The sequence below is a fragment of the Amycolatopsis kentuckyensis genome (genome assembly GCF_041679295.1).
Classification (GTDB): Bacteria; Actinomycetota; Actinomycetes; order Mycobacteriales; family Pseudonocardiaceae; genus Amycolatopsis; species Amycolatopsis kentuckyensis_A.
Genome location: NZ_JBGDMD010000011.1, coordinates 30,483 through 53,561, shown reverse-complemented (window position 1 = coordinate 53,561; position 23,079 = coordinate 30,483). Strand labels below are relative to the sequence as shown.

The window sequence follows — 23,079 nt, the reverse complement described above, 5'->3', positions numbered from 1 at the left end:
GTTCGACGCGTAGGCATGACTGAGCCGACGAAGACCAAGAACCTCGACCAGAACGGCGCCCCGGCGCTGCCGTGGAGCCGGGCCCGCGACCTCCTCGCGACCCAGACCCCCAAGGAGGACCTGACGTTCTTCGTCGGGACCGTCCGCCCCGACGGCCGCCCGCACGCGGCCGGCGTCGGCGCGATCTGGGTCGACGACGCCCTCTACTTCGTGAGCGGGCCCGGCACCCGCCGGGCCCGCAACCTGGCCACGAACCCGGCGTGCAGCGTTTCGGTGCGCCTGAACGGCCTCGACCTCACCATGGAAGGCGAGGCCCACCGCGTCGACGACGCCGCCACCCTGGAGCGGGTGGCGGCCGTCTACCGCGAGGGCGGCTGGCCCGCGACGGTGTACGAAGGCGGCTTCGACGCGTCGTTCATGGCGCCGAGCGCCGGACCCGCGCCGTGGTTCCTGTACCGGCTCGTGCCCACCCGGGCGATCGGCGTGGCGTGCGCCGAGCCCTACGGCGCGTCCCGCTGGGACTTCACCCGCTGACGGCCGCGGCCACCACCGCGCCGATGTGCCGCATGCCGTCGGCGTTGGGGTGCAGCGGGGCCGCCACCGCGGTCGGGATGACGCTCTCGAACCACTTGACGCCGGGCAGCTTGCAGACGTCGTGCCCGATCGACGCCGTCCGGACGTCGACGTACCGCGCGTCGTGCGCGGCGGCCTGCCGGGCCAGGGCCGCGTTCGTCTTGTCGATGCTGCCCTGGATGTAGTTCGCGTCGCGCGGGGTCAGTGGCGCGATCGGCCAGCACCCGTTGCGCGGCAGGTAGGTGCCGTAGCCGGCGACGAAGACGTCGGCGTTCGGCGCCTTCGCGTGGATCGCGTCGAGCAGCGTGCCCCACGTCGGTTCGAACGCGGCGATCTTCTCGGCCAGCTGGTCGTGGCCGCCGGCGGTGTAGCGGTCGACGCAGTCCGGGGTGATGCCGGGCAGCAGGTTGATGCAGCTGGTGGCGGCGCCGACCAGGCCGACGTCGTTGCCGCCGATGGTCACCGTGACGGTTTCGGTGGCCGCGCTGAGCGCGTCGAGCTGCGGCGGGACCGCGCCGGTTTCCGTCTGCTGGGGCGCGTACATGTCCGCGGTCGTCGCGCCGGAGCACGTGACGTCCTTCAGCGGGACGCCAAGCTGCTTCGCGGCGACGTGCGGGTAGTCCGCGAGGGAGCGCAGGCAGCCCGGGGACGAGAGGTCCGGGGGCAGGATCAGCGGGCCGGCCGCCGCCGAGTCCCCCAGGGCGACGTACTCGCCGGTGGCCGCGGTCGCGGTGCCCGCTCCGGTGATCGCCAGCGCGGTGACCAGGATCGTGATGAACGCCGTTGTTCTCACTCGCACACCGTCCTCCTTGACGTGGTTGGCTTCCGTGACACCATCGGCACGGAGCGTGGCCGGATTGACTGGGAATCCGGGCAGAGAACGAGGGGATCGGTTGTGACGGAGCACAAAACCGGCGGCGACCTGACCCTCGGCGGGCAGCGCGTCCACGAGCGGCTGACCCGGGACGAGCCGGAGCTGATCGCGCGGGTGCTGACGCGCATCCAGGAGGAGGTCGCCGACTACCGGCGGCTGCCGGTCGAGGAGCTGGCCGGCGACATCGCGCGGATCACCCGGCAGGCGGTCCGCGCGTTCGCCCGGAGCCTGCGCGAGGACCGGCAGCTCAACGACGCCGAGCTGCGGCAGATCGGCGCGTCCGCGGTGCGCCGGGCCGAGGAGGGCTTCCCGCTGGAGGCCGTGCTGACCGCGTACCACGTCGGCGCGCGGGAGATCTTCGCCGTCGGTTCGGCCGATTCGGGCAGCGCGGACGTCGCGGACCTCCTCGACGTCGCCGACCGGGTGCTCGCGTTCGTCGGCACCATCACCGGCGCCGTCACGCGGGGGTATCTCGAGGAACTGCGCACGAAGGTCGGGCAGGAGCACACCGCGCGCCGGACGCTGCTTTCGGTGCTGGCGGACGGCGGCCCGGTCGACGGCGTCGCCCGCAGCGCCGGGATCACGCTGCCGGCGCGGTACTTGGTGCTGAGCGTCGAGCTGGGGCCGCACGCGGACGAGGCGTCCCCGGGCGTCGACGCGGGGATCGCGATCCGCCGCAAGCTGCGGCGGTTCCTGGCGGCGTTCGAACAGTCCTGCGGCGACGGCGTCCTGGCGTCATTGGACGGGCCGGGCGGGCTGGTGCTGCTGCCGCTGGCCGGCCGGCTGGCCGACGTGGCGGAGTGGCGTTCGCTGCTGGACACGGCCGGCCGCGCGGCGGGGGTCGACGTGCTGGCCGCGGCCGAGACGGCGGCGCCGTCGGAGGTCCGGCTCGTGGCCGCGCGGACGGGGGAGGTGCTGGAGGTGCTGCGCTGGTTCGGGCGGCCACCGGGGCTGTACCGGCTGGACGACGTCCTGGTGGAGTACCAGCTGACCCGCCCGGGCGAGGCCCGCGACCGGCTCGCGGCGGTGCTGGCCCCGCTGGACGCGCACCCGGAGCTGATCGAGACGCTGGCGGCGTACCTGGAGCTGGACACGAACCGCCGCCGCACGGCAACGCGGTTGCACGTCCACCCGAACACGGTCGACTACCGGCTGCGGAGGGTGCGCGATCTGACGGGGATCGATCCGCTGCACCCGGCGGGCTTGCCGCGGATCATCGCGGCGCTGGCGGCCCGGCGCGCTTCGGAGCCGCGGCGCGGGTGATCGGGGCGGGCCTCGCGCGGATCATCGCGGCCCCGGCCGCTTGGCCAGGACTCCGGCAAGTCGCGGTGGGATGGCCGGTGGCGGCTCGGCCACCGTCTTGAATGACTCATTCAGGTCTTCGGAGGTCCTGAATGACTCATTCAAGACACTTCGCGGCGCGTCGACCGTGGCCGCGCGGCGAGGAGCCGGGATCCGAACCCGGGCCGGGCGACGCGAGGCACGAGCGGCGAAACCCACCACGACAGCCCCCGCGAGCACGCCCGCCACCACCGCCGAAGCCGTGTCGAACCGCAGCTCCCCGGCCCGGCCGAGCACGAACCCCGAGTCCAGCGCCCACGCCACCGCCGCGACCCCGATCGCGGCGGTGACCGAGCTCCACCACGCCGTCAACAGCACCACCGGCCCGAGCGTGACCAGCGCGTACCACGGATGAGCCGTGGCCCCGCAAAGCTCCGCCGCCACCACCGCGACCACCGCCGCCACGCAGCCGAACGGGAACCCGAAGCCACCACTCATGCCGTCCAGCAAAGCCGCGGACCGCCCCGCCGAGCATGACCCAGGACACATTCCCTACGCCCGGACCCCCGGATCTTGACGCGCTATTGACCCGTCACGCGCGCGATCGCCGAAACCAGCGTCGGCCACACCGCGCGCGGGAGGTTGTGCCCCATCCCCGGGATCACCAGCAGCTCCGCGCCCGGGATGGCCTCCGCCGTCGCCTTGCCGCCGCTCACGTCGATCAGCGGGTCGGCGTCGCCGTGCACGACCAGCGCCGGGAGCCGCACCGAGCGCAGGCCGGCCGTGCGGTCGCCCGACGCCATCACCGCCGCCGCGTGGCGGAGCGTGCCCACCGGGTGACGGGCGCGGTCGTAGTGCAGCGTCGCCTTGGCCAGCAGGAACGCCTCGTCGTCCGGGTAGCCGGGGGAGCCCAGCCGCCGGTAGCCGTCGACGCTGTCGGCGAGCGCCTGCTCGCGCGTCGACGCCGGTGGGCGCGCCAGCAGCGCCAGCGCCCACGGCTCGGCCTGCCCGACCGACGGGTCGCCGGTGGTCGACATGATCGACGTGACCGACAGCAGCCGGTCGGGGTGGTCGATCGCCAGCTGCTGGACGATCATCCCGCCCATCGAGGCGCCGACGACGTGCGCGCGGTCGATGCCGAGCGCGTCGAACAGCCCGACGGCGTCGTCGGCCAGGTCGGAGAGCCGGTACGGCGCCGTGGACAGGTCGCCCGCTGCCAGCGCGGCCAGGTCCGGCGCGGGCAGGTGGTCGAGCCACGTCGAGAGCCCGACGTCCCGGTTGTCGTAGCGGACCACGAAGAACCCGCGCGCGGCGAGGAGCTCGCAGAAACCGTCCTCCCAGGTGATCATCTGGGCGCCGAGGCCCATCACCAGGACCAGCGGCGGACCGCCCGGATCGCCGAAGGTGTCGTACTCGAGCTCGAGACCGTTGGCCTGTGCGCGTGCCATGCCCCGATCCTGCCGTACCCCCGCGGCGCTGGCACCGGTCCCACTCGTACGGTTACCGTTACCCCCCATGCCGACCTCATCCTCGGGCACGGGCCAGCGCCCCCGGTCGCGCGCCGCGGCGGGACTGCCGGCGCTCACCGCCGACCGGATCATCGACGCCGCGACGGCCCTGACCGCCGAACGCGGCCTCGACAACTGGACGTTGCGGGAGCTCGCGCGCGCGGTCGAGGCGTACCCGGCGGTGATCTACCACCACGTCGGCGACCGGGACGCGGTGGTCAACGCCGTCGTCGACCGGGTGGTCGGGCTGCTGGAGCTGCCCGCCGGGGACCTGCCGTGGCAGGAGTGGTTCACCGAGCTGCTGGCGTCGCTGCGCGCGCTGTTGCGCACGTACCCGGGTTGCGCGCGGCGGCTCGCGCTGTTCGGCCCGTCCGTCCAGGCGGCCACGCGCAGCATCGACGCCGGCGTCGGCGTGTTGCTGAAGGCGGGCTTCGGCCGCGAGAGCGTGCTGGCGTACAACCTGCTGCTGATGACCGCGTGCCAGTTCGTCGCGATGGAGGACGACCGCGACGGCGCGCTCGCGCTCAGGATCGACAACACCGAGGAGTACGCGACCTACCGCGAGCGGGCCGACCTGCCCGGGATGGCCGAGCTCGGCGCGGCGATGCACGACCTGATGGGCGACCCCGACCTCGCGGCGGGCTACTACGCGCAGTTGTACGACTACGCGGTCGGCCGGTGCCTCGACGGCCTCGCCCACCGCCTCGGCGAACTCGCCGAATCGGGCGACGCGGGCTGACAGCGACTTGACAGCGCTCCGGCGTACCGTGGACGTGCGTCGGCGGTTCGCCGCCGACCCGGAGCCCCTGGCGCCCTCCTCCCCCTCGTGGCGCCGGGGGCTTCGGTCTATTCCGGACTCCTCCGCTGCGCCGGTTCCGCCTGGATCGCCGGGAAGATCTCGCCGACGAGCGTGACGAGCGATTTGGACAGCAGCAGGTGCACCTGGGCGCGGGTCAGGGAGCCGCGCACGAGCCATTCCCGGCCGGCGGACTTCACCATCCCGCCGAACGCGCGCACGAGCGCGTTGAGCTCCGGTCCGTGCTCGCTCGCGCTGGAGAGCCCGACGGCTTCCAGTACGCGGTCGGCGGATTCGCGGTCGGCTTCTTCGAGGATGCGCTCGACTTCGAGGTCGCGCCCGATGCCTTCCGGCGCGATCGCGGCGAGCCACATCCGCTCCTGGCTGGTGACCATGTCGAGGAACCACTCGATGGCGACGTCGGCGCGCAGTTCGAGCGGCCCGTCCGGGAGGATTTCGACGGCCAGCCGCGGCACGGTCAGCGCGCGGCGGATGATTTCCAGGTACAGCTCGCGTTTCGTGCCGAAGTAGTGGTTGATCAACCCCCGCGCGACACCGGCCGCCGCGGCGATGTCCGAAGTGGACACTTCGGAGTAGGGACGGTCACCGAACAGCCGCGCCGCGCAAGCGTAGATCTGTTCCTTCCGTTCGTCCGGTTCCAGTCTTCGCCATCTCGGCGCCGGCTCGGTGTTCATGGTCCCATCGTCGCACGCGGGGTGGGGCGGGGCAGGGCAATGGGCACGATGTCGGACCCGATGGCACGATCGGGGCACGCTCAGTCCGGCAGCGTGACCGGCGGCGGGCGGTTCCGTGGCCGGCTCGCCCTGACGTAGTGAATGACTCGTTCCTGTCGGGGGGTGTCAGGGTCCCGGCGAAGTCGGATCGGTGCGGCCGGTCCGGGGGCCGGTGACGTCATGAACGATTCGTTGATGACCATCGAAGCTCGACATTCTGTCAAAGCTCTTCCGGCACCCCGAAGCTGTCATTGTGACTACGGCCGGCAACACCGCGTCAAGGCGGGAAAGATGCCTTGACCCGGCGCTGCCGGCCGTGTTCTGGCTTCGGATCGGGGTGCGGGGGAGTCTGGGTCCTCGTCGGTGCCTGTTCTCGGGGGCCTCTCGCCTTTGGCATCGGCATTGTGGCTAGGCGGTGGGCAGTCGTTCAGGCGGCGGTTGGCATGAACGAGTCGTTCACCTCACCGGATGCGATGAACGAGTCGTTGATGACCATCGAAGCTCGGCATCCTGCCGAAGCGCCTCTTCGGCCCGGCGTTCCGCGGGTGGTGGTGCCGGGTGGAGCATCGCCCACCCGACTTTGCCGGGACCCTGTCGCCTGACGCCATGAATGACTCATTCATGTCATCGCGGCAGCCCGTGCGACCATCGCCCGGGCCGCTCAGTCCGGCAGTGTGATCGGCGCGAGGTCGTCGAACAGGTCTCCGGGCCCCGGGTTCACCGGGTCGGTTGCCCCGCCGAAGTGGTGCAGTACGCCCCACACCGCGTTCAGCGCCGTCTGGACCGCGCCCTCGGCCCAGCCCGCCGTCCACGACACGTCGTCGCCCGCCAGGAACAGCCCCCGGTACCGCGAAGGCAACGAGTCCTGCATGAAGTGCGTGAAGAGCCGGTGCTGGTAGCGGTAGTGGCCTGGCAGGTTCGCCTTGAACGCGCCCATGAAGTGCGGTTCCGCTTCCCACGACACCGTCACCGGGTCGCCGATGATGTGCCGCCGGACGTCCACCCCCGGGTAGATCTCGCGCAACGACTGCAACATCACCTCGACGCGCTCGCCCACCGGAAGCGGCAGCCACTTCAGCGAGTCGTCGGCCCACGTGTAGGACAGGCAGATCACCGCCGGCGACGCCGGGTCGGAGCCCAGCAGGTACGTGCCGCGCGGCATGCGGTCGGTGAGCGTCATGCTCATCGTGTCGCGGCCGGTCGCCGGGTCGGGGTCGAGCCAGAACGGCCGGTCCACCGGCACGAACACCTTCGACGACTCCATGTAGTGCGTGCGCTCGATCGCCGTCCAGTGGTCGATCGGGAACAGGGCCTCGTCGCATTCGATCTTGGACAGCAGCATCCAGCTCTGCGCGGTGAACACCGCCGCCGGGTACGTCCGGATGTGCCCGGACGCGTCGGTCACCGTGATGTTGTTCGGTGCCGTGCGGTGCAGCCTCGTCACGCCCGGGCGCGGCCCGCCTTCGTGCAGCGACGCCAACGACGTTCCGGCGGGCCAGAAAGCGGTCTCCGCGGGAGCGTGCTCCCACAGCCGCAACGGCAGCTGCCTGCTGCCGCCGGCGATGCTGCGGTGCTCGTCGTCGGCGCCGGTGTAGACGACGCGCAGGATTTCCAAGATGGAGTTGGGGAAGTCGGTGTCCCAGCCACCGGTGCCGAAGCCGACCTGGCCGAAGATCTCGCGGTGGCGGAAGGAGGCGAACGCGGGGGAGTCGCAGAGGAAGCCGTAGAACGTCTGGTTGTCCAGCCGCGGGACGAGCTCGTTCCACAGCCGCTTGATCGTCTTCGCGTCGCGGTCGCGGATCGCCGTCTGCATCTCGGCGAAGGACGCGTGTTCGGCCAGGGTCCGGTCCCACGCCGCGGCGACGTCGCGGAAGACCGCGGGCAGGTCCTCGGGCGTGCGCGCGTAGTGGCTCTGTCCTTTGAGGTCGACGACGGTGCTCGGTGTCCCCGGCGCCAGCGGGTTCGGGAACGGCGTGGTTTCCAAGCCGACCTTGTCGATGTAGTGGAACAGCGCGGTCGACGCGGGCGGGAAGCGCATCGCGCCCATCTCGGCGACGACGTCGTCCGGGCAGCCGGGGAACCGGACCGTGCGCAGCCGGCCGCCGATCTCCGCGATTTCGTAGACCACCGGCCGCAGGCCCAGCTTCATCAGCTCGTACGCGGTGACGATGCCGGACAGGCCGCCGCCGATCACCGCGACTTCGGTGCCGTGCCGGTCGGCCGGGATCGAACCGAGCCCGGCGGGGTGGGCGAGGTAGTCGTCGTAGGCGAACGGGAAGTCGGGGCCGAACATCGTGATCGGGCGGCCCGCCGGTTCGTCCCGGGGGATCGCAGTCGGGATCGCGGTCGGCAAGGCGGAGGTCATGCGGTGGTTCCTCGGTACAGTTCGGGCCGCCGGTCGGCCAGGTGGGTGTTCTCCACCCGGGACGCGGCGAGCGCTTCCCGGGTCACTTCGGCGGTGATCAGCGCCGGGCCGGAGCCGGCGCGGGTGAGCACCGCACCCGTCGGGGCGACCACGCAGGAGCGTCCGCAGTAGGTCAGCTCCTGTTCGACGTCGCAACGGTTGGCGTAGGCGACGAACAGCTGGCTCTCGTAGGCCCGGGCCGGCACCAGCGTGTCCGCGACCAGCTCGTAGGGGCTCATCAGCGCGGTCGGCACGACCAGCAGTTCGGTGCCGGCGAGCGCGTGCGCGCGGACCAGCTCGGGGAACTCGACGTCGTAGCAGATCAGCAGCCCGACCCGGACGCCGGCGACGTCGGCTTGCACGACCGGCTCGTCGCCCGGGGTGAACCACTTCTTGTCGAGGTCGCCGAAGAGGTGCGTCTTGCGGTAGTTCGCGAGCCGTCGGCCGGTGGCATCGACGAGCTGGACGCTGTTGTAGACGCGCTCGCCGTCGGTCTCCGGGTAGCCGTACGCGAGCGCCGTGCCGGTTTCCCGTGCCAGCGCGGCCATCCGGGCCGCGGTGGGTCCGTCGGCCGGTTCGGCGAGTTCGTGCGTGCGCGCGCCGATGTGGTAGCCCGTCGTGCTCATCTCCGCGGTGACGAGGAGGTCGGCGTCGACGCGGGGGAGCGCGTCGATCGGGCCTTGGTGGATCGCGACCCTCATGCCAGCCTCGACCGCCGGATCCCGTAGCCGAAGTAGATCAGCAGGCCCAGCGCCATCCAGCCGCCGAAGACGACCCACGTGGCGCCGTCGAGGCTGAACATCATGTAGCCGCAGCACAGCACGCCGAGGATCGGCGTCACCGGCGAGAACGGCACGCGGAACGAGCGCGGCCGGTCGGGCTGGCGCCGCCGCAGCAGCAGGACGGCGATGTTGACCAGCAGGAACGCGAACAGCGTCCCGATGCTGGTGGTGTCGGCGAGCTTGCCCAGCGGGATGAACGCGGCCAGGACGGCGACGAAGGCCGAGACGACCAGCGTGTTGGTCCGCGGCGAGCCGGACTTATCATCCACTTTGGACAGCGACTCCGGCACGAGGCCGTCGCGGGACATCGCGAACAGGATGCGCGTCTGTCCGTAGAGGACGGTCAGCACGACGCTGGAGATCGCCACGATCGCGCCGACGGCCAGCAGGCCGGCCCAGAACGGGTTGTCCGAGACGACGCTCAGCACGTGCGACAGCGCGGCTTCCTGCCCGTCGAACTCCTGCCACGGCAGGGCGCCGACCGCGGCGACGGCGACCAGGCAGTAGAGCACGGTGACGATGCCGAGCGAGAGCAGGATCGCCCGCGGCAGGTCGCGCTGCGGGTTCTTCGCCTCCTCGCCCGCGGTCGACGCGGCGTCGAACCCGATGTAGGAGAAGAACAGCTTGGCGCCGCCGGCGCTCATCCCGGCCAGGCCGAGCGGCAGGAACGGCGTGAAGTTCTGGGCCTTCACGGCGGTGAACGCGATCGCGCAGAACAGCACGAGCGTGCCGATCTTCACCGCGACCATGACGGCGTTGGCCCGCGCGCTTTCCTTCGCCCCGGACAGCAGCAGGAACATCGCCAGGACCACGACGACGATCGCGGGCACGTTGACGATCCCGCCCGAACCCGGCGGCTGGCTCAGCGCGTCCGGGATGGCGAAGCCGAAGGCCAGCCGCAGCAGCTCGTTGAGGTACTGGCCCCACCCGACGGCGACCGAAGCGACCGAGACGCCGTATTCGAGGACCAGACACCAGCCACAGACCCAGGCGACCAGCTCGCCGAGGGTGGCGTACGCGTAGGAGTAGGACGAACCGGACAGCGGGATCATGCCGGCGAGTTCGGCGTAAGAGAGCGCGGAGAACAGCGCGGTGACGCCGGCGAGCACGAACGACAGGACCACCGCCGGCCCGGCCACCGGGACGGCTTCGCCCAGCACGACGAAGATCCCGCTGCCCAGCGTCGCGCCGATGCTCAACGTGGTGAGCTGCCCGAGGCCGAGCGATCGCCTCAACGTGCCGTGCTCGCTTTCGGCGACCAGATCGGCGACCGGTTTCCGCCGCACCGTCGCGGCCCGCAGATTCATGCCGACGACGGTATCGGCCGTCCCGGACGCACAAAACAGGACAACGTTGCGCGTACAGATGAATCACAGGTGATTCATTGCACAACGCGTGCGAATCATGGCGAATCATTCCGTGAGCTACTCGGCGGCGGGCAGCAGCAACGTGAACGTCGGCGGCTCCGGCTTGCTCAGCCGCAGCCGGCCACCCTCGGCCTCGGCGAGGCCGCGTGCGAGGCGGAGGCCGATCCCGTCCCCGCCGGTCGCGGCCGCGAACGGGTCGGTCTCGCCGAGGTCGGGGCCTTCGTCGGCGACGTCGATGGCGAGCGTGTCCCCGGCGTCGCGGGCCACCACCGTGACGGTGCCCCGCCCATGGGTCACCGCGTTGTCCAGCAGCACACCGAGCACCTGCCGGACGGCCGCGGCCGCGACCCGGGCCGGCGGCGGGTCCTGCCGGACGATCCGCAGCGTCCGCCCGCGCGGGGCCAGCAGGGCTTCGCCGGACTGCCGGAGCTCGTCCAGGAGGGCGTCGAGGTCGAGTTCCGCCCGGGGCGCCCGGCGCTCCCGGCCCAGGGCCAGCAGGTCGTCGATCGTGCGTTCCAGCCGGTCGGCGGACGCGATCCCGGCGCGGATCGCCGCGTACGGGTCGGCGGCCGGCGTCTGCAACGCGGCTTCGAGCTGCAGGCGCAGCCCGGTCAGCGGGGTCCGCAGCTGGTGCGACGCCTCCGCCGAGAACGCGCGCTCGCGTTCGAGTGTCTCGCCGATCCGGGCGGCCGTGGTGTCGAGCGCCTCGCCGACCTGGTCGATCTCGGCGATGCCCGCCCGCGGCGACCGGGCGGTGAAGTCGCCGTCGCCGAGCCGTTCGGCCGCGGCGGCGAGCTCCTCCAGCGGGCGCACCAACCGCTGGGTGGACCGCCGGGCCATCAGCCAGCTCACCCCGGTCGTCGCGACCGCGAGCCCGGCCATGCCGAGCCAGGTCAGGACAATCCGCAGCCGGAGGTCGGACAACGGCGTCGCCGCGCGGACGACGCCGGTCACCCGGGGGCCGCTGACCACCGGCACCGCCAGCGCCAGTTCGTCGCCTTCGCGGCCGAGGACGACGTCCACCGTCGCCTTGGCCGCCTGCCGCTCGACCGGGCCGGCGACGGCGGGCCCGCGCCCGGCGAGCAGCCGGCCGTCCGGGGCGTAGATCCCGACTTCGCCGCCGACTTCGTCGTCGTCCCCGTCGAGCGCGGGCACGACCGGCTGCCGTCCGGCGTTGAGGTCTTCCGACACGGTCAGCGCGGTGGCGTCCGCGGCCCGCTCCAGGTCGCCCTTCGCGTCGTCGTGGTAGTACTGCCACACCGCGAAGCCCAGCGGCAGCGCGAACAGCAGGGTGGCGACGAGTGCGGCCAGCACCGTCAGCGAGGTGATCCGGCGGCGCACGCCTCAGCCCTCGGCGAGGGTCCGCGTGGGATCCTCCAGCCGGTAGCCGTGGCCGCGCAGGGTGGCGATCCGGGGCACCTCGACCTCGGGCCCGGCGGCCGACGCGAGCTTGCGGCGCACCGCCGCGATGTGCACGTCGAGGGTCTTCGTGGAGCCGTACCAGTGGGCGTCCCAGACCTCGGACATCAGCGTCTCGCGGCTGACGGCGACCCCGGGCTGCTCGGCGAGCCGCGCCAGCAGGTCGAACTCCTTCGCCCGCAGCACGACCTCGCGCCCGCCCACGGTGGCGCGGCGGCCGGCGATGTCGACGACCAGCCCGCCGACGGTCACCGGCGGCCGGGCCCCGGCCGGCGCGCCGCGGCGCAGGTGCGCGCGCACCCGGGCCAGCAGCTCGCCCAGCCGGATCGGCTTGGTGAGGTAGTCGTCGGCCCCGGCGTCCAGGCCGACGACGACGTCCATCTCCTCCTGCCGCGCGGTGAGGATGACCAGGACGGCGGCCGGCAAGGCGGCCCGCAGGCGGCGGCAGACCTCGACGCCGTCGAGGTCGGGCAGGCCGAGGTCGAGCAGCACGAGGTCGAAGTCGCCGGTGTCGGCGGCCTGCAGCGCGGTGCGGCCGTCGCGGCGCCAGCACACCTGGTAACCGTGCAGTCGCAGGGTCGATTCGAGCACGCTGCCGATCGCCGCGTCGTCTTCCACCACCAGCAGGTTCGGCATGCGGGGAGCCTAACCAACGACCCGCCGGGATCCCGACGACTGTGGCCTATTCCGCCCGTGTCCCGAGGCCGATCTGCGATATCCGCAGTGCGGCCCCGGCGACGGCTTCGGTAAACGCAGCGACTTCGGCGGGCCCGAACCGGCTGCCGGGTCCGGTGATCGCGAGTGCCGCCAGCACCCGCCCATCGCCGTCGTGCACGGGCGCGGCGACGCTGGACGCGCCGGCTTCCGGCTCCCCGTGGCTGACCGCCGCCCCTTCGGAGCCGTCGAGAACGCGCCCGGCGGCGCCGAAGCCGAGCGGCAGTTCGTCGCCGACGCGCCCGACGTGCCGGATGGCCAGCGGGCCCTCCTGCTGGGCCACGCAGACCAGCACGGAGGTGCTCCGCACGTAGAGGTTGACGGTCTCGCGGCACTCCCGGGCGAGGTCGCGCAGCACTTGGCGGACGGGCTCGGGCAGCTGCCAGGCGGTGTTCGCCAGCTGCGCCCACCGGAGCATCCCGGGCCCGACGGTGATCCGCCCGTCCGGCCGGGTCCAGAGCAGGCCGCGCTGTTCACAGGTGGCGATCAGCCGGAGGACGGTCGTCTTCGCCAGGCCGCTGGCGGTGGTGAGGTCCTTGACCGCCCAGGTCCGGCGGTGTTCGGTGAAGAGGGCGAGCAGGTCGAACGCACGGAGCACGCTGCGGACCGATCCGTCGTCGTCTGGTTTCATGAGCGACCCCGTCCGCCTGGTGGTTTGAGCGTACCGCCAGGTGGACTTTTTCGGGCGCGTGTCGCTCGAAAGTCGCAGTGGCCCGACGACGTGAATGACTCATTCATGGCGTGTGGCGACAGGGTCCCGGCAAAGTCGGATCGGTGCGGCCGGTGCGGCCGGTGCGGCGGTCGGCGACGTCGTGAGCGAGTCGTTCACCTCGCCGGATGCGATGAACGAGTCGTTGATGACCATCGAAGCTCGGCATTCTGTCGAAGCGCCTCTTCGGCCTGGCGTTCCGTGGGCGGTGGTGCTGGGCGGAGTATCGCCCCGCCCGGCTGGTGGAGACCTGGTGTCAGGTGACTTGAATGGGTCATGGCGCTTGGGGTGAGGCGGGGGCAGCTGTCCTGTTAAAGCGCCTTCCGGCACCCCGAAGCTGTCATGGTGACTACGGCCGGCAACACCGCGTCAAGGCGGGAAAGATGCCTTGACCCGGCGCCGCCGGCCGTGTTGTGGCTTCGGATCGGGGTGCGGGGGAGTCTGGGTTCTCGTCGGTGTCTGTTCTCGGGGGCCTCTCGCCTTTGGCGTCGGCTTTTGGGGCGATGCGGTGGGCAGTCGTTCAGGCGGGGTTGGCGGATGGCATGAACGAGTCGTTCACCTCGCCGGATGCGATGAACGAGTCGTTCATGACCATCGAAGCTCGGCATCCTGCCGAAGCGCCTCTTCGGCCCGGCGTTCCCCGGGCGGTGGTGCCGGGCGGAGCATCGCCCCGCCCGACTTTGCCGGAGCCCCGGCGTGTGGCGACATGAATGAGTCATTCACGTCATCCGGGCCGGGCGTCCCTCAGGCGACGTGTCGCTCGAACGCCGCAACCGCCTCGGCCAACACCTCCGCGCCCGGCCGGGCCCAAAGATCCGCGTTGAAGACCTCCACCTCGATCGGGCCCGTGTACCCCGCCGCCTCCACGGCCGCGCGCAGGTGGCGGTGGTCGATCGGCCCGTCACCCGGCAACGCGCGCCCCAGCAGCGGGTCCGGGAGCGGCACCAGCACGTCGCACACGTGGAACCCGGCGATCCGGCCCGCCGCCGCCGCGATCGACGACTCGATGCGCGGGTCCCACCACACGTGGAACTCGTCGACGATCACTCCCACCTGCCCGGCCGGGTGCTCGGCCGCGATCGCCAGCGCCTGGTCCACAGTGGACAGCACCGACCGGTCCGCGCACTGCATCGGGTGCAGCGGCTCCAGCCCGAGCCGCACGCCGCGTTCGCCCGCGTACGGGGCCAGCTCGCCCACCGCGTCCGCGACCCGCTGCCGGGACGCCGCGAGGTCGTTGCCCGCGATCCCGCCCACCACCAAGACGAGGACGTCGGCGCCCAGCGTCGCCGCCTCGTCGATCGCCTCCCGCGTCTGCGCCACGCCGTCCACAGGGGACCCCTCCGGCGTTACGCCGGTGAAGAACCCGCCGCGGCACAACGACGAAACCCGGACCCCGTGCGCCTTCAGCAGCCGCGCGGCCTCTTCGGCGCCGGTCTCCGCGACCTTGTCCCGCCACAGCCCGATCCACCCGACGCCGGCCGCGGCGCACCCGGCCACCGCCTCCGGCAGCGACCACGCCTTGGTGGTGATCTGGTTGAGGCTGAACCGCGGGTCCATCACGCCACCCCCGCGACCTGCAGCACCGGCCGCATCCGGGCGACCGCCAGGTCCGGGTCGGCGAGCACGCCCGCCGCGTCGGCCAGCCGCAGCAGCGTGGCCAGGTGGGTGATCGTGCGGGCCGACTCGCTGCCGGCGAGCATCCGGAAGTGGTCTTGATGGCCGTTCAAGTACGCCAGGAAGACGACGCCGGTCTTGTAGTGCCGGGTCGGGGCGCGGAAGATCTCGCGCGCCAGCGGCACGGTCGGGTCGAGCAGGGCCGCGAACCCGGCGCGGTCGCCGTCGTCCAGCCGGGCCAGCGCGGCCGCCGCCACCGGGGCGATCGGGTCGAAGATGCCGAGCAGCGCCTCGCTGTGCCCTTGGTCGTCACCGGCGATGAGCTGCGGGTAGTGGAAGTCGTCGCCGGTGTAGCAGGCGACACCAGCGGGCAGCGCGCGCCGGAACTCGGTCTCGACCTCGGCGTCCAGCACCGAGACCTTCACCCCGGCGATCGTGCCCGCGTGCTCGGCGCAGAGCGCGGCCAGCTCCCGTGCCGCCGCGCGGACGTCGTCGTGACCCCAGTAGCCGGCCAGCGCCGGGTCGAATTGCTCGCCCAGCCAGTGCAGCAGGACCGGGCCGCTCGCTTCGGACAACAGCTTCCCGTAGGCCGCGTGGTAGTCGTCCGGGCCCTTCGCCGCGGCGGCCAGCGCCCGGCTCGCCATGACGACCGGGACCGCGCCCGCGCCGCCGACCAGGTCCAGCTGCGCCCGCCAGGCGTCCACAATGGACACCGGCGTGGCCGGCCCGGCGGGCAGCTGGTCGGTGCCGACGCCCGCGCACCACCGGCGGCCGGCGGCGATCGCCCCGGTGCGCGTCACCAGTTCTTGGGTGGTCGCCCAGTCGAGACCCATGCCGCGCTGCGCGGTGTCCATCGCCTCCGCCACGCCGAGCCCGCACGCCCAGAGGTGCTCGCGGAAGGCCAGGGTGGTGTCCCAGTCGATCGCGCCGGGCTCGTCGGCGAGCGCGTCCACGACGACGTGCACGGCGGCGTAGGCGATCCGCGACGACGGCGGTGTGCCCGGCGGTTCCGGCCGCGGCGGGCCGGCCGGTGACCAGTTCACGAGCCCGCCGCCGGGAACCGGGAGCACGAGCATCGGGTGACCTCCGCGGGAGTCAGAAAGCGCTTTCTCGATTCCACGGTAGGGCCTGTGCCGGAGCACGACAAGGCCCGACCGGGTCAGCGTTTGGGGCGCGCGGTGCTGTCCCGCAGGACGACTTCGCCCGACAGCCGGACGGTCCGCGGCCGGGTCCCCGCGGACCCCTTGACCGCCAGGTCCATCGCCCGTTCGCCGAGCTCCTCCAGCGGCAGCCGGACCGTGGTCAGCGCCGGCGCGAGGTCGCGGACGACCGGGATGTCGTCGAAGCCGGCCACCGAGATGTCCCCGGGCACGGACAGGCCTTCCTCGCGCAACGCCGTCATCGCGCCGATCGCCATCACGTCCGTGACGGCGAAGACGCAGGTCGGCAGCTTGCGCTTACGGCCGGCGAGCAGCCGCTTCGTCGCCTCGTAGCCACCGTCGCGGGTGAACGCGCCCTCGATGACGTCGTCCTCGCGCAGGGTGATGCCGTGCTCGGCGAGGCCGTCGGTGAACCCGGCCAGCCGGTCGATGACGGTGCTCAGCTTCCGCGGCCCGGCCAGCACGGCGAACCGCTTGTGGCCGAGCCCGGCCAGCGCCTTCGCGAGCGCCGCGGCCCCGCCCTTGTTGTCCGGCTGCACCGTGTCGATCTTGAGCCCGCGGTGCCGGCTGACCGCCGCGACCTGCCCGCCGCCGCGGCGGTAGGGCTCGAGCTCGGCGGCCATCGCGCGTTCCCACGCGCGGTCCTCGAACGCCGAGCCGATCAGCAGGATCGCCGCGGCCCGCTGCGCGCGCAGCGTCGAGACGTAGGCGACTTCGCGGTCCGGGTCGCGGAAGGTGCCCGCCAGCATCACGAGCAGCCCGTTGTCGGTGGCCACCCGCATCACCCCGCCGGCGATCGCCGCGAAGTACGGGTCGCTGACGTCGTGGCAGATCACGCCGACCGTCCGGTGGGTGCCCCCGGCGAGCGCCTGCGCGTGCGCGTTGGGGGCGTAGGCCAGTTCGGCCGCGGCGGTGGAAACCCGCTCCCGCAGGTCGGCGCGGACGGACGCGGTGCCGTTGAGCACCCGCGACGCCGTCGCGAGCGAGACGTTCGCGCTGCGTGCCACGTCTTCCAGTGTCACGTGCGGCCGGGCCTTCATGGCTGGCTCCTCCAAGATCGGTCTCGAGTGTCTCGGCGTGCTCGGTCGGTGCAATCTACTGGGAGGGGGGTGGGCCGGGAGAAGCCGCTGGCCGGGGGACCTGACCCGTTCGAGTGAATTGCGCGGGAAGATCCGCGGCCGTGGGTTTGTTGAAAACAAGGAGAACCTTCAAGTGGTTTGTACGCCACTGCCCCGATGACCGCGAAAGGAACACGCATGCTGTTCGGTGACGAGCACGTCCGCCGCTACGAGGAGACCGACGGCGAGGTCGGCCACGACTGGAAGGACGGTGTCCCGACGCTCGTGCTGACCACCAAGGGCCGCAAGACCGGCCAGGAGCGCAAGTTCGCCCTGATCTACCAGGAAGTCGACGGCAACCCGGTGATCGTGGCCTCCAAGGGCGGCGCGCCGAACCACCCCGGCTGGTACTTCAACCTCCTCGAAACCCCCGAGGTCGGCGTGCAGGTGAAGGCCGACAAGTTCAAGGCCCGCGCCCGCACGGCCGAGGGTGAGGAGCGCGCGAAGCTGTGGGAAAAGCTCGCCGCCGTCTGGCCGGACTACAACGAATACGCCAAGAAGACGGACCGCGAAATTCCTGTCGTGGTTCTCGAGCGGGTGTGATCTGCGCCGCGTTCCGCGCGCGCGGGGGCCGATCCGGCCGTCCGTCGGCTACGAATGACAGCCATGGATCGCTGGACCGCCCTGGACACCGAAGGTGAGCTGCTCACCCGACGCCAGATGATCGCCTACGGCCGGCGCTTCGCCCGCGCCGGCCGGGGCGCCTGGTACAGCTTCGCGATCGAGGTCGTCTGGCAGTTCCTCGCCCAGACGACCCGGTTCCGGGTGCGGGGCTCGCGCCACATCCCGAAGACCGGCGGCGTGCTGGTGGCGTCGAACCACCTGTCGTTCGCCGACCCGACGACGCTGACGGCGTTCTGCCTCGCCGCCGGCCGCGTGCCGCGGTACCTGGCCAAGGCGTCGCTGTGGAACCTGCCGGTGGTCGGCCGCGTGATGCGCTCGGGCCGGCACATCCCGGTGTACCGCGGCGCGGCGACGGCCGCCGAGGCCTACCGCGACCTGGTCGCGTCCGTGCGGGCGGGCGAGTGCGTCGCGGTCTTCCCGGAAGGCACGTTCTCGAAGGACCCGGACGGCTGGCCGATGCGCGGCAAGACCGGCCTCGTGCGCGCCGCCCTCGAGACCGGCGCGCCGGTGATCCCGGTGGCCAACTGGGGCACCCACCGCCTGCTGCCGTCGACCGCGTGGTTCCCGCGCGGGTTCCCGCGCAAGACCGTCGAGCTGGTCGCCGGGCCGCCGGTCGACCTCTCGGACCTGCGTGACCGCCCGCTCACGCGTGAGGTGCTGGAGGAGGCGACGGCCCGGATCATGGGCGAGGTGACGTCGCTGCTGGAGACGATCCGCGGCGAGGAGCGCCCCGCCGCCGCGTGAGGTCCGCGTCACCCCGCCCGGACCCGGCCGAAGGGGTAGTTTCGGGCGTATGAGTGCACAACACTTCGATGTCGTCGTGCTGGGGGCCGGGGTCGGTGGCTACGTCGCGGCGATCCGCGCGTCCCAGCTGGGACTGAGCGCCGCCGTGGTCGAGGAGAAGTACTGGGGTGGGGTGTGCCTGAACGTCGGGTGCATCCCGTCGAAGGCGCTGCTGCGCAACGCCGAACTCGCGCACGTCGTGACCCAGGAGGCCGCGGCGTTCGGGATCTCTTCCGACAGTCCGATCCGGGTGGACTACACGGCCGCCTACGAGCGGAGCCGGAAGGTCGCCGACGGGCGCGTCAAGGGCGTGCACTTCTTGATGAAGAAGAACAAGATCACCGAGTTCGACGGGCACGGGACTTTCGTCGACGACCACACGCTCGAGGTGAACGGGTCGCAGATCACCTTCGATCACTGCATCATCGCCACCGGGGCCACTACTCGGTTGCTTCCGGGGACTTCGCGTAGCTCGCGAGTGGTTACTTACGAAGAGCAGATCCTCTCCAGTGAGCTGCCTGCCAGCATCGTGATCGCCGGTGCGGGGGCCATCGGGGTCGAGTTCGCTTACGTGCTGCACAACTACGGGGTCGATGTCACCATCGTCGAGTTCCTCGATCGGATGGTGCCCTTGGAGGATGCCGAGGTTTCGGCTGAGCTTGCTCGGCGGTATCGGAAGCTGGGCATCAAGGTGCTTACCTCTACTCGGGTCGAGGCCATCGACGACTCCGGTTCTTCTGTGCAGGTCACTGTTTCGTCGGAGAAGGATGGGCAGCGGGTTCTCTCCGCCGACAAGGTTCTGCAGGCCATCGGGTTCCAGCCTCGGGTCGAGGGTTATGGGCTGGAGAAGACCGGCGTTGCTCTTACCGAACGCGGTGCTATTGCCATTGATGGGCGTGGGCGGACCAATGTTCCGCACATCTTCGCCATCGGGGATGTCACCGCGAAGCTGATGCTGGCTCATGCTTCCGAGTCGATGGGGGTTGTTGCTGCTGAGACCATCGCTGGTGTCGAGACCATGGAGCTTGACTTCCCGATGATTCCTCGGGCTACCTACTGTCAGCCTCAGATTGCCAGCTTCGGGTGGACTGAGGCTCAGGCTCGGGAGAAGGGCTTTGACGTTCGCGTCGCCAAGTTCCCCTTCACGGCCAATGGGAAGGCTCAGGGGTTGGGGGATGCCGGTGGGTTCGTCAAGCTGATCAGTGATGCCAAGTATGGGGAGCTGATCGGGGGGCATCTCATCGGGCCTGATGTCACTGAACTGCTTCCCGAGTTGACCTTGGCTCAGCAGTGGGATTTGACCGTTCATGAGGTCTCTCGGAACGTTCATGCTCATCCGACTCTTGGTGAAGCCGTCAAGGAAGCTGTTCATGGGCTTGCTGGGCACATGATCAACATGTGATTCCGCTGCCCCGATGCCCCATTGTCACTACGGCCACCGGCTCGCGTCAAGGCGGGAAAGCGTGCCTTGACCCGACCCGGTGGCCGTGTACTGCGGCTTCGTATCGGGGGCGGGGAAGTGTGGGCTTTGTGGCTGGTTTGGCAGGTTGCGCTCGGCTTCAGGGCCTCCTGTCGCGTAACCCTTCACGGGCTCGCGCCGCCTGAAGTCTTCGAACGCAAGGCCGCTCGGTGGAAAGACCGGTGGCCTGAACTCGCAGTCTTGACTTCAAGGTAACTCGAAGTATCAGACTCGGGGCATGAAAGCCGTTGCCTTCACCGAGTTCGGTGGTCCCGAGGTTCTTCGCGTTCTCGATCTCCCCGAGCCGCACGCCGGGCCCGGGGAGGTTCGCGTGCGCGTCAAAGCCGCCGGTGTCCAGCCCTTCGATGCCGCCGTGCGGGCTGGGTGGGAACCTCCGCATCTCAATCTTGGTTGGCCGCGCGTTCCCGGTAATGAGTTCGCCGGCGTTGTCGATGAAGGTGAGCTCGCGGCCGGGACCGAAGTTCTCGGCTTCACCGCCGTGCAGGCCTGCGCCGAGTACATCGTCGTTCCCGTCGGGGACGTCACTCCGAAGCCGCCCGGGATGCCGTGGGATGTCGCCGGGGGCTTCACCGCCGGTACCCAGACCGCGTCGATCGCTCTCGAGGTGCTCCGGGTGACCGCGGGGGAGACCTTGCTCGTGCACGCCGCTGCCGGGTCCGTCGGTACCGCCGCCGTTCAGCTCGGGAAGCTCGCCGGTGCCACCGTTGTCGGCACCGCGAGCGAGGCCAACCAGGACTACCTCCGCGAGCTGGGTGCCACGCCCGTCGTCTACGGCCCGGAGTTGCGGGACCGCCTTGCGCCGTTGGGGGTCGACGTCGTGCTCGACGGGGCTGGTGGGGACGCGCTCGACGTCTCACTCGAATTGGTGAGAGACAGGTCGCGGATTCTCACCCTCGTCGACCACGATCGGGCCGCTGATCTCGGGGTGCTCGTCTCGAAGTCCGGACGCTCCGCTTCCCGGCTCGCGGAGCTGGCCGCCCTCTACGCGAAGGGTGACTTGCGGTTCCACGTGCGCCGGGCCTACCCGTACACCGAGGCCGTGGCCGCGCATCGGGAGATCGAGACCGGGCACGGGCGCGGAAAAATCGTTCTCATGTTTCCCTGATCGTTCCAGCATGTGGGCGCCCGGACGTTCCCGACTTTGGTCGGTGGACCACCGGGCGGTCACTACTTAGATTCTCCCCATTACACCCGGTTGGGTGTCATACGGCCGAGTGCCTTCAGGGAGAAATCGATGGTGAGATTCAGCCGGGTCGCCGCGCACGCGGTTCCGCTGACGGTCGGCGCCCTGCTGCTGACCACGGGGGTTTCCGCGGCGCAGCCGTCCACCGTGGACGCGGCGGCCGCGCGCACCGAGGCGGGCATCAACGCGCTGCAGGGCATCAAGAAGAGCCTGACCCCCGCCGAGCGCAAGCAATCGAGCCAACTCGTCGTGGAGAAGCGGTTGCGGGCCGACCGGTCGCTCGCCGCGAAGCTGCCCGACTACCGCTCCGGCGTCGGCGTCAGCACCGCCGGCACCGTCTCGGTCGACATCGCCGCCAGCCGCGACCAGGCCGTCGCGAGCGCCGTCAAGGCCGCGGGCGGCACCGTCCGCTACGCCGCGGGTGGCGCCGTCCGCGCCGACCTGCCGCTGGCCGCCGTGGACGCCATCGCCGGGCGCGCCGACGTCGCCGAGGTCCGGCCCGCTTCGCAGGCGACCACCTGGAGCGAGTCCGCGAACCGGGATGCCGCCGTGCAGGCCGCCGCCGCGACGCAGGTGTCCGAAGGCGACAAGGCGCACGGTGCCGACGCCGCCCGCACGACCTACGGCGTCAGCGGCTCCGGCGTCAAGGTCTGCGTCCTCTCCGACGGCGTCGACTCGCTCGCCAAGTCGCAGAGCGCCGGCGAACTGCCCACTGTGGACGTCCTGTCCGGCCAGAAGGGCAGCGGCGACGAAGGCACCGCGATGCTGGAGATCATCCACGACCTCGCGCCGAACGCCGCCCTCGGCTTCGCCACCGCGTTCACCAGCGAGGCCAGCTTCGCCGCGAACATCCGCGCGCTGCGCACCACCGGCCACTGCACGATCATCGTCGACGACGTGTCCTACTTCGACGAGTCGCCGTTCCAGGACACGCAGGTCGCGCAGGCGGTCAACGACGTCACCGCGGCCGGCGTCCTGTACTTCTCCTCGGCGGGCAACTCGGGCAACGCGACCGACGGCACGAGCGGTTACTACGAGGGCGACTTCCGCGCGTCGTCGTCGAAGATCAGCGGCGTCACCGGCACCCCGCACGACTTCGACCCGAGCAGCACCACGCAGAACTTCGACGCGCTTTCGGCGGGCTCGCTCGGCAAGCCGGTCACGCTGTTCTGGTCCGACCCGTGGGGCAAGTCCGCCAACGACTACGACCTGTTCATCCTGAACTCCTCGGGCAGTGTCGTGGCCTCCAGCGAGAACGGCCAGTCCGGCTCGCAGAACCCGTACGAGATCGCTTCGGTGCCCACCACCGGCTCCGGCTACAAGGTCGCGGTGGTCAAGTACAGCGGCGCCGACCGGTTCATCGCGCTGAACGTCATCCGCGGCCGGTTCGTGGCCTCGGGCTCGCTCAAGGCGTTCAGCACCAACGGCGTCACGAACGGCCACTCGGCGGCGGCGAACGCGTTCAGCGTGGCGGCGGCCCCGGCGGCGGGCGCGTTCACCCGCCCGCTGGAGACCGGTGACCCGGCCAACCCGGCCGGCCCGTACCCGGGCCAGTTCAGCGCGTCGAGCAAGTGGGAGCGCTTCTCCTCCGACGGCAAGCGTCACCTGTTCTACAACGCGGACGGGTCGGCGATCACGCCGGGCAACGTGTCCTCCACGGGCGGCACGACCCGCAACAAGCCGGACATCACGGCGGCGGACGGCGTGGCGACGTCGGTGGCGGGCTTCCAGCCGTTCTACGGCACGTCGGCGGCGGCCCCGCACGCGGCGGCGATCGCGGCCCTGCTGCTGTCGGGCAAGCCGACGGCGACCCCGGCCCAGATCCGCTCGGCGCTGCTGTCTTCGGCGATCGACCTGGGCGCGCCCGGCTTCGACACGGTGACGGGCACCGGCGTGATCATGGCCGGCCCGGCCCTGGCCGCGCTGGGTGTCCAGCCGAAGTAGGTTTTCTCGCGG

At 71.4% G+C, this 23,079-nt stretch carries 21 protein-coding genes; 8 read left to right on the top strand and 13 right to left on the bottom strand.

Features of this window, described 5'->3' with window-relative positions:
• Positions 1–15 precede the first annotated feature (15 nt).
• Complete coding sequence (locus tag ACERZO_RS38585) at positions 16–534, top strand: pyridoxamine 5'-phosphate oxidase family protein (protein WP_372670950.1); 519 nt, start codon at positions 16–18, stop codon at positions 532–534.
• Here ACERZO_RS38585 and ACERZO_RS38580 read toward each other — a convergent pair.
• Positions 524–1,366, bottom strand: coding sequence for an SGNH/GDSL hydrolase family protein (locus tag ACERZO_RS38580; RefSeq protein ID WP_372671222.1), 843 nt, complete (start codon positions 1,364–1,366; stop codon positions 524–526). The two genes, ACERZO_RS38585 and ACERZO_RS38580, sit on opposite strands and share 11 nt — an antisense overlap.
• 102 nt (positions 1,367–1,468) lie before the next feature.
• Between ACERZO_RS38580 and ACERZO_RS38575 the strand changes: the two genes are divergently transcribed.
• A complete protein-coding gene (locus ACERZO_RS38575; protein WP_372670949.1) occupies positions 1,469–2,710 on the top strand; it encodes a PucR family transcriptional regulator in 1,242 nt (413 codons plus the stop codon).
• Between the two features lie 21 nt (positions 2,711–2,731).
• Here the strand turns inward: ACERZO_RS38575 and ACERZO_RS38570 are convergent, their stop codons facing one another.
• On the bottom strand, positions 2,732–3,226 hold the full coding sequence (locus ACERZO_RS38570) for a hypothetical protein (protein WP_372670948.1): 495 nt from the start codon (positions 3,224–3,226) through the stop codon (positions 2,732–2,734).
• Positions 3,227–3,309: 83 nt separating this feature from the next.
• A complete protein-coding gene (locus tag ACERZO_RS38565) occupies positions 3,310–4,176 on the bottom strand; it encodes an alpha/beta fold hydrolase (protein WP_372670947.1) in 867 nt (288 codons plus the stop codon).
• Positions 4,177–4,243: 67 nt separating this feature from the next.
• Here ACERZO_RS38565 and ACERZO_RS38560 point away from each other — a divergent pair, with 67 nt between their 5' ends.
• On the top strand, positions 4,244–4,975 hold the full coding sequence (locus tag ACERZO_RS38560; protein ID WP_372670946.1) for a TetR/AcrR family transcriptional regulator: 732 nt from the start codon (positions 4,244–4,246) through the stop codon (positions 4,973–4,975).
• A 107-nt stretch (positions 4,976–5,082) separates the two neighbouring features.
• Here the strand turns inward: ACERZO_RS38560 and ACERZO_RS38555 are convergent, their stop codons facing one another.
• From ACERZO_RS38555 to ACERZO_RS38510, 10 genes are all read right to left on the bottom strand, one after another.
• On the bottom strand, positions 5,083–5,727 hold the full coding sequence (locus ACERZO_RS38555; RefSeq protein WP_372670945.1) for a TetR/AcrR family transcriptional regulator: 645 nt from the start codon (positions 5,725–5,727) through the stop codon (positions 5,083–5,085).
• Positions 5,728–6,427: 700 nt separating this feature from the next.
• Positions 6,428–8,119, bottom strand: a complete 1,692-nt coding sequence (locus ACERZO_RS38550; protein ID WP_372671221.1) for a flavin monoamine oxidase family protein — start codon at positions 8,117–8,119, stop codon at positions 6,428–6,430.
• Between the two features lie 8 nt (positions 8,120–8,127).
• Complete coding sequence (locus ACERZO_RS38545) at positions 8,128–8,871, bottom strand: carbon-nitrogen hydrolase family protein (RefSeq protein ID WP_372670944.1); 744 nt, start codon at positions 8,869–8,871, stop codon at positions 8,128–8,130.
• On the bottom strand, positions 8,868–10,259 hold the full coding sequence (locus ACERZO_RS38540) for an amino acid permease (RefSeq protein ID WP_372670943.1): 1,392 nt from the start codon (positions 10,257–10,259) through the stop codon (positions 8,868–8,870). Before ACERZO_RS38540 ends, ACERZO_RS38545 begins: the two co-directional genes overlap by 4 nt.
• A 117-nt stretch (positions 10,260–10,376) precedes the next feature.
• Positions 10,377–11,660 carry a sensor histidine kinase gene (locus ACERZO_RS38535; protein ID WP_372670942.1) on the bottom strand — a complete coding sequence of 428 codons (1,284 nt, stop codon included), beginning with the start codon at positions 11,658–11,660 and terminating at the stop codon, positions 10,377–10,379.
• A gap of 3 nt (positions 11,661–11,663) precedes the next feature.
• A complete protein-coding gene (locus ACERZO_RS38530; protein WP_372670941.1) occupies positions 11,664–12,374 on the bottom strand; it encodes a response regulator transcription factor in 711 nt (236 codons plus the stop codon).
• A gap of 46 nt (positions 12,375–12,420) precedes the next feature.
• Positions 12,421–13,083 (bottom strand): IclR family transcriptional regulator, encoded by a 663-nt coding sequence (locus tag ACERZO_RS38525; protein ID WP_372670940.1) that lies wholly within the window; start codon positions 13,081–13,083, stop codon positions 12,421–12,423.
• Between the two features lie 822 nt (positions 13,084–13,905).
• Positions 13,906–14,718, bottom strand: a complete 813-nt coding sequence (locus tag ACERZO_RS38520; protein WP_372670939.1) for a sugar phosphate isomerase/epimerase family protein — start codon at positions 14,716–14,718, stop codon at positions 13,906–13,908.
• Positions 14,718–15,851, bottom strand: coding sequence for a DUF993 family protein (locus ACERZO_RS38515; RefSeq protein ID WP_372670938.1), 1,134 nt, complete (start codon positions 15,849–15,851; stop codon positions 14,718–14,720). Before ACERZO_RS38515 ends, ACERZO_RS38520 begins: the two co-directional genes overlap by 1 nt.
• 83 nt (positions 15,852–15,934) lie before the next feature.
• Positions 15,935–16,975: a LacI family DNA-binding transcriptional regulator gene (locus tag ACERZO_RS38510; RefSeq protein ID WP_372670937.1), complete on the bottom strand. Its 1,041-nt coding sequence runs from the start codon at positions 16,973–16,975 to the stop codon at positions 15,935–15,937.
• Positions 16,976–17,191: 216 nt separating this feature from the next.
• Between ACERZO_RS38510 and ACERZO_RS38505 the strand changes: the two genes are divergently transcribed.
• The 5 genes from ACERZO_RS38505 to ACERZO_RS38485 all read left to right on the top strand — a co-directional run bounded on the left by ACERZO_RS38505 (position 17,192) and on the right by ACERZO_RS38485 (position 23,067).
• Positions 17,192–17,596, top strand: coding sequence for a nitroreductase family deazaflavin-dependent oxidoreductase (locus ACERZO_RS38505; RefSeq protein ID WP_372670936.1), 405 nt, complete (start codon positions 17,192–17,194; stop codon positions 17,594–17,596).
• A 63-nt stretch (positions 17,597–17,659) separates the two neighbouring features.
• A complete protein-coding gene (locus ACERZO_RS38500; RefSeq protein ID WP_372670935.1) occupies positions 17,660–18,421 on the top strand; it encodes a lysophospholipid acyltransferase family protein in 762 nt (253 codons plus the stop codon).
• A gap of 49 nt (positions 18,422–18,470) precedes the next feature.
• Positions 18,471–19,862, top strand: coding sequence for a dihydrolipoyl dehydrogenase (gene lpdA / locus ACERZO_RS38495; protein WP_372670934.1), 1,392 nt, complete (start codon positions 18,471–18,473; stop codon positions 19,860–19,862).
• 295 nt (positions 19,863–20,157) lie between these two features.
• Entirely contained in the window at positions 20,158–21,045 is an 888-nt protein-coding gene (locus ACERZO_RS38490; RefSeq protein WP_372670933.1) for an NADP-dependent oxidoreductase, read from the top strand.
• 129 nt (positions 21,046–21,174) lie between these two features.
• Positions 21,175–23,067, top strand: coding sequence for a S8 family serine peptidase (locus ACERZO_RS38485; protein WP_372670932.1), 1,893 nt, complete (start codon positions 21,175–21,177; stop codon positions 23,065–23,067).
• Positions 23,068–23,079: the final 12 nt, after the last annotated feature.

What these genes read in the sequence shown, in the direction of transcription:
- ACERZO_RS38585 (WP_372670950.1), top strand. Translation starts at nt 16, where the DNA reads ATGACTGAGCCGACGAAGACCAAGAACCTCGACCAGAACGGCGCCCCG.
- ACERZO_RS38570 (WP_372670948.1), bottom strand. Translation starts at nt 3,226, where the DNA reads ATGAGTGGTGGCTTCGGGTTCCCGTTCGGCTGCGTGGCGGCGGTGGTC.
- ACERZO_RS38565 (WP_372670947.1), bottom strand. Translation starts at nt 4,176, where the DNA reads ATGGCACGCGCACAGGCCAACGGTCTCGAGCTCGAGTACGACACCTTC.
- ACERZO_RS38560 (WP_372670946.1), top strand. Translation starts at nt 4,244, where the DNA reads ATGCCGACCTCATCCTCGGGCACGGGCCAGCGCCCCCGGTCGCGCGCC.
- ACERZO_RS38555 (WP_372670945.1), bottom strand. Translation starts at nt 5,727, where the DNA reads ATGAACACCGAGCCGGCGCCGAGATGGCGAAGACTGGAACCGGACGAA.
- ACERZO_RS38545 (WP_372670944.1), bottom strand. Translation starts at nt 8,871, where the DNA reads ATGAGGGTCGCGATCCACCAAGGCCCGATCGACGCGCTCCCCCGCGTC.
- ACERZO_RS38540 (WP_372670943.1), bottom strand. Translation starts at nt 10,259, where the DNA reads ATGAATCTGCGGGCCGCGACGGTGCGGCGGAAACCGGTCGCCGATCTG.
- ACERZO_RS38530 (WP_372670941.1), bottom strand. Translation starts at nt 12,374, where the DNA reads ATGCCGAACCTGCTGGTGGTGGAAGACGACGCGGCGATCGGCAGCGTG.
- ACERZO_RS38525 (WP_372670940.1), bottom strand. Translation starts at nt 13,083, where the DNA reads ATGAAACCAGACGACGACGGATCGGTCCGCAGCGTGCTCCGTGCGTTC.
- ACERZO_RS38520 (WP_372670939.1), bottom strand. Translation starts at nt 14,718, where the DNA reads ATGGACCCGCGGTTCAGCCTCAACCAGATCACCACCAAGGCGTGGTCG.
- ACERZO_RS38515 (WP_372670938.1), bottom strand. Translation starts at nt 15,851, where the DNA reads ATGCTCGTGCTCCCGGTTCCCGGCGGCGGGCTCGTGAACTGGTCACCG.
- ACERZO_RS38510 (WP_372670937.1), bottom strand. Translation starts at nt 16,975, where the DNA reads ATGAAGGCCCGGCCGCACGTGACACTGGAAGACGTGGCACGCAGCGCG.
- ACERZO_RS38505 (WP_372670936.1), top strand. Translation starts at nt 17,192, where the DNA reads ATGCTGTTCGGTGACGAGCACGTCCGCCGCTACGAGGAGACCGACGGC.
- ACERZO_RS38500 (WP_372670935.1), top strand. Translation starts at nt 17,660, where the DNA reads ATGGATCGCTGGACCGCCCTGGACACCGAAGGTGAGCTGCTCACCCGA.
- lpdA (WP_372670934.1), top strand. Translation starts at nt 18,471, where the DNA reads ATGAGTGCACAACACTTCGATGTCGTCGTGCTGGGGGCCGGGGTCGGT.
- ACERZO_RS38490 (WP_372670933.1), top strand. Translation starts at nt 20,158, where the DNA reads ATGAAAGCCGTTGCCTTCACCGAGTTCGGTGGTCCCGAGGTTCTTCGC.
- ACERZO_RS38485 (WP_372670932.1), top strand. Translation starts at nt 21,175, where the DNA reads ATGGTGAGATTCAGCCGGGTCGCCGCGCACGCGGTTCCGCTGACGGTC.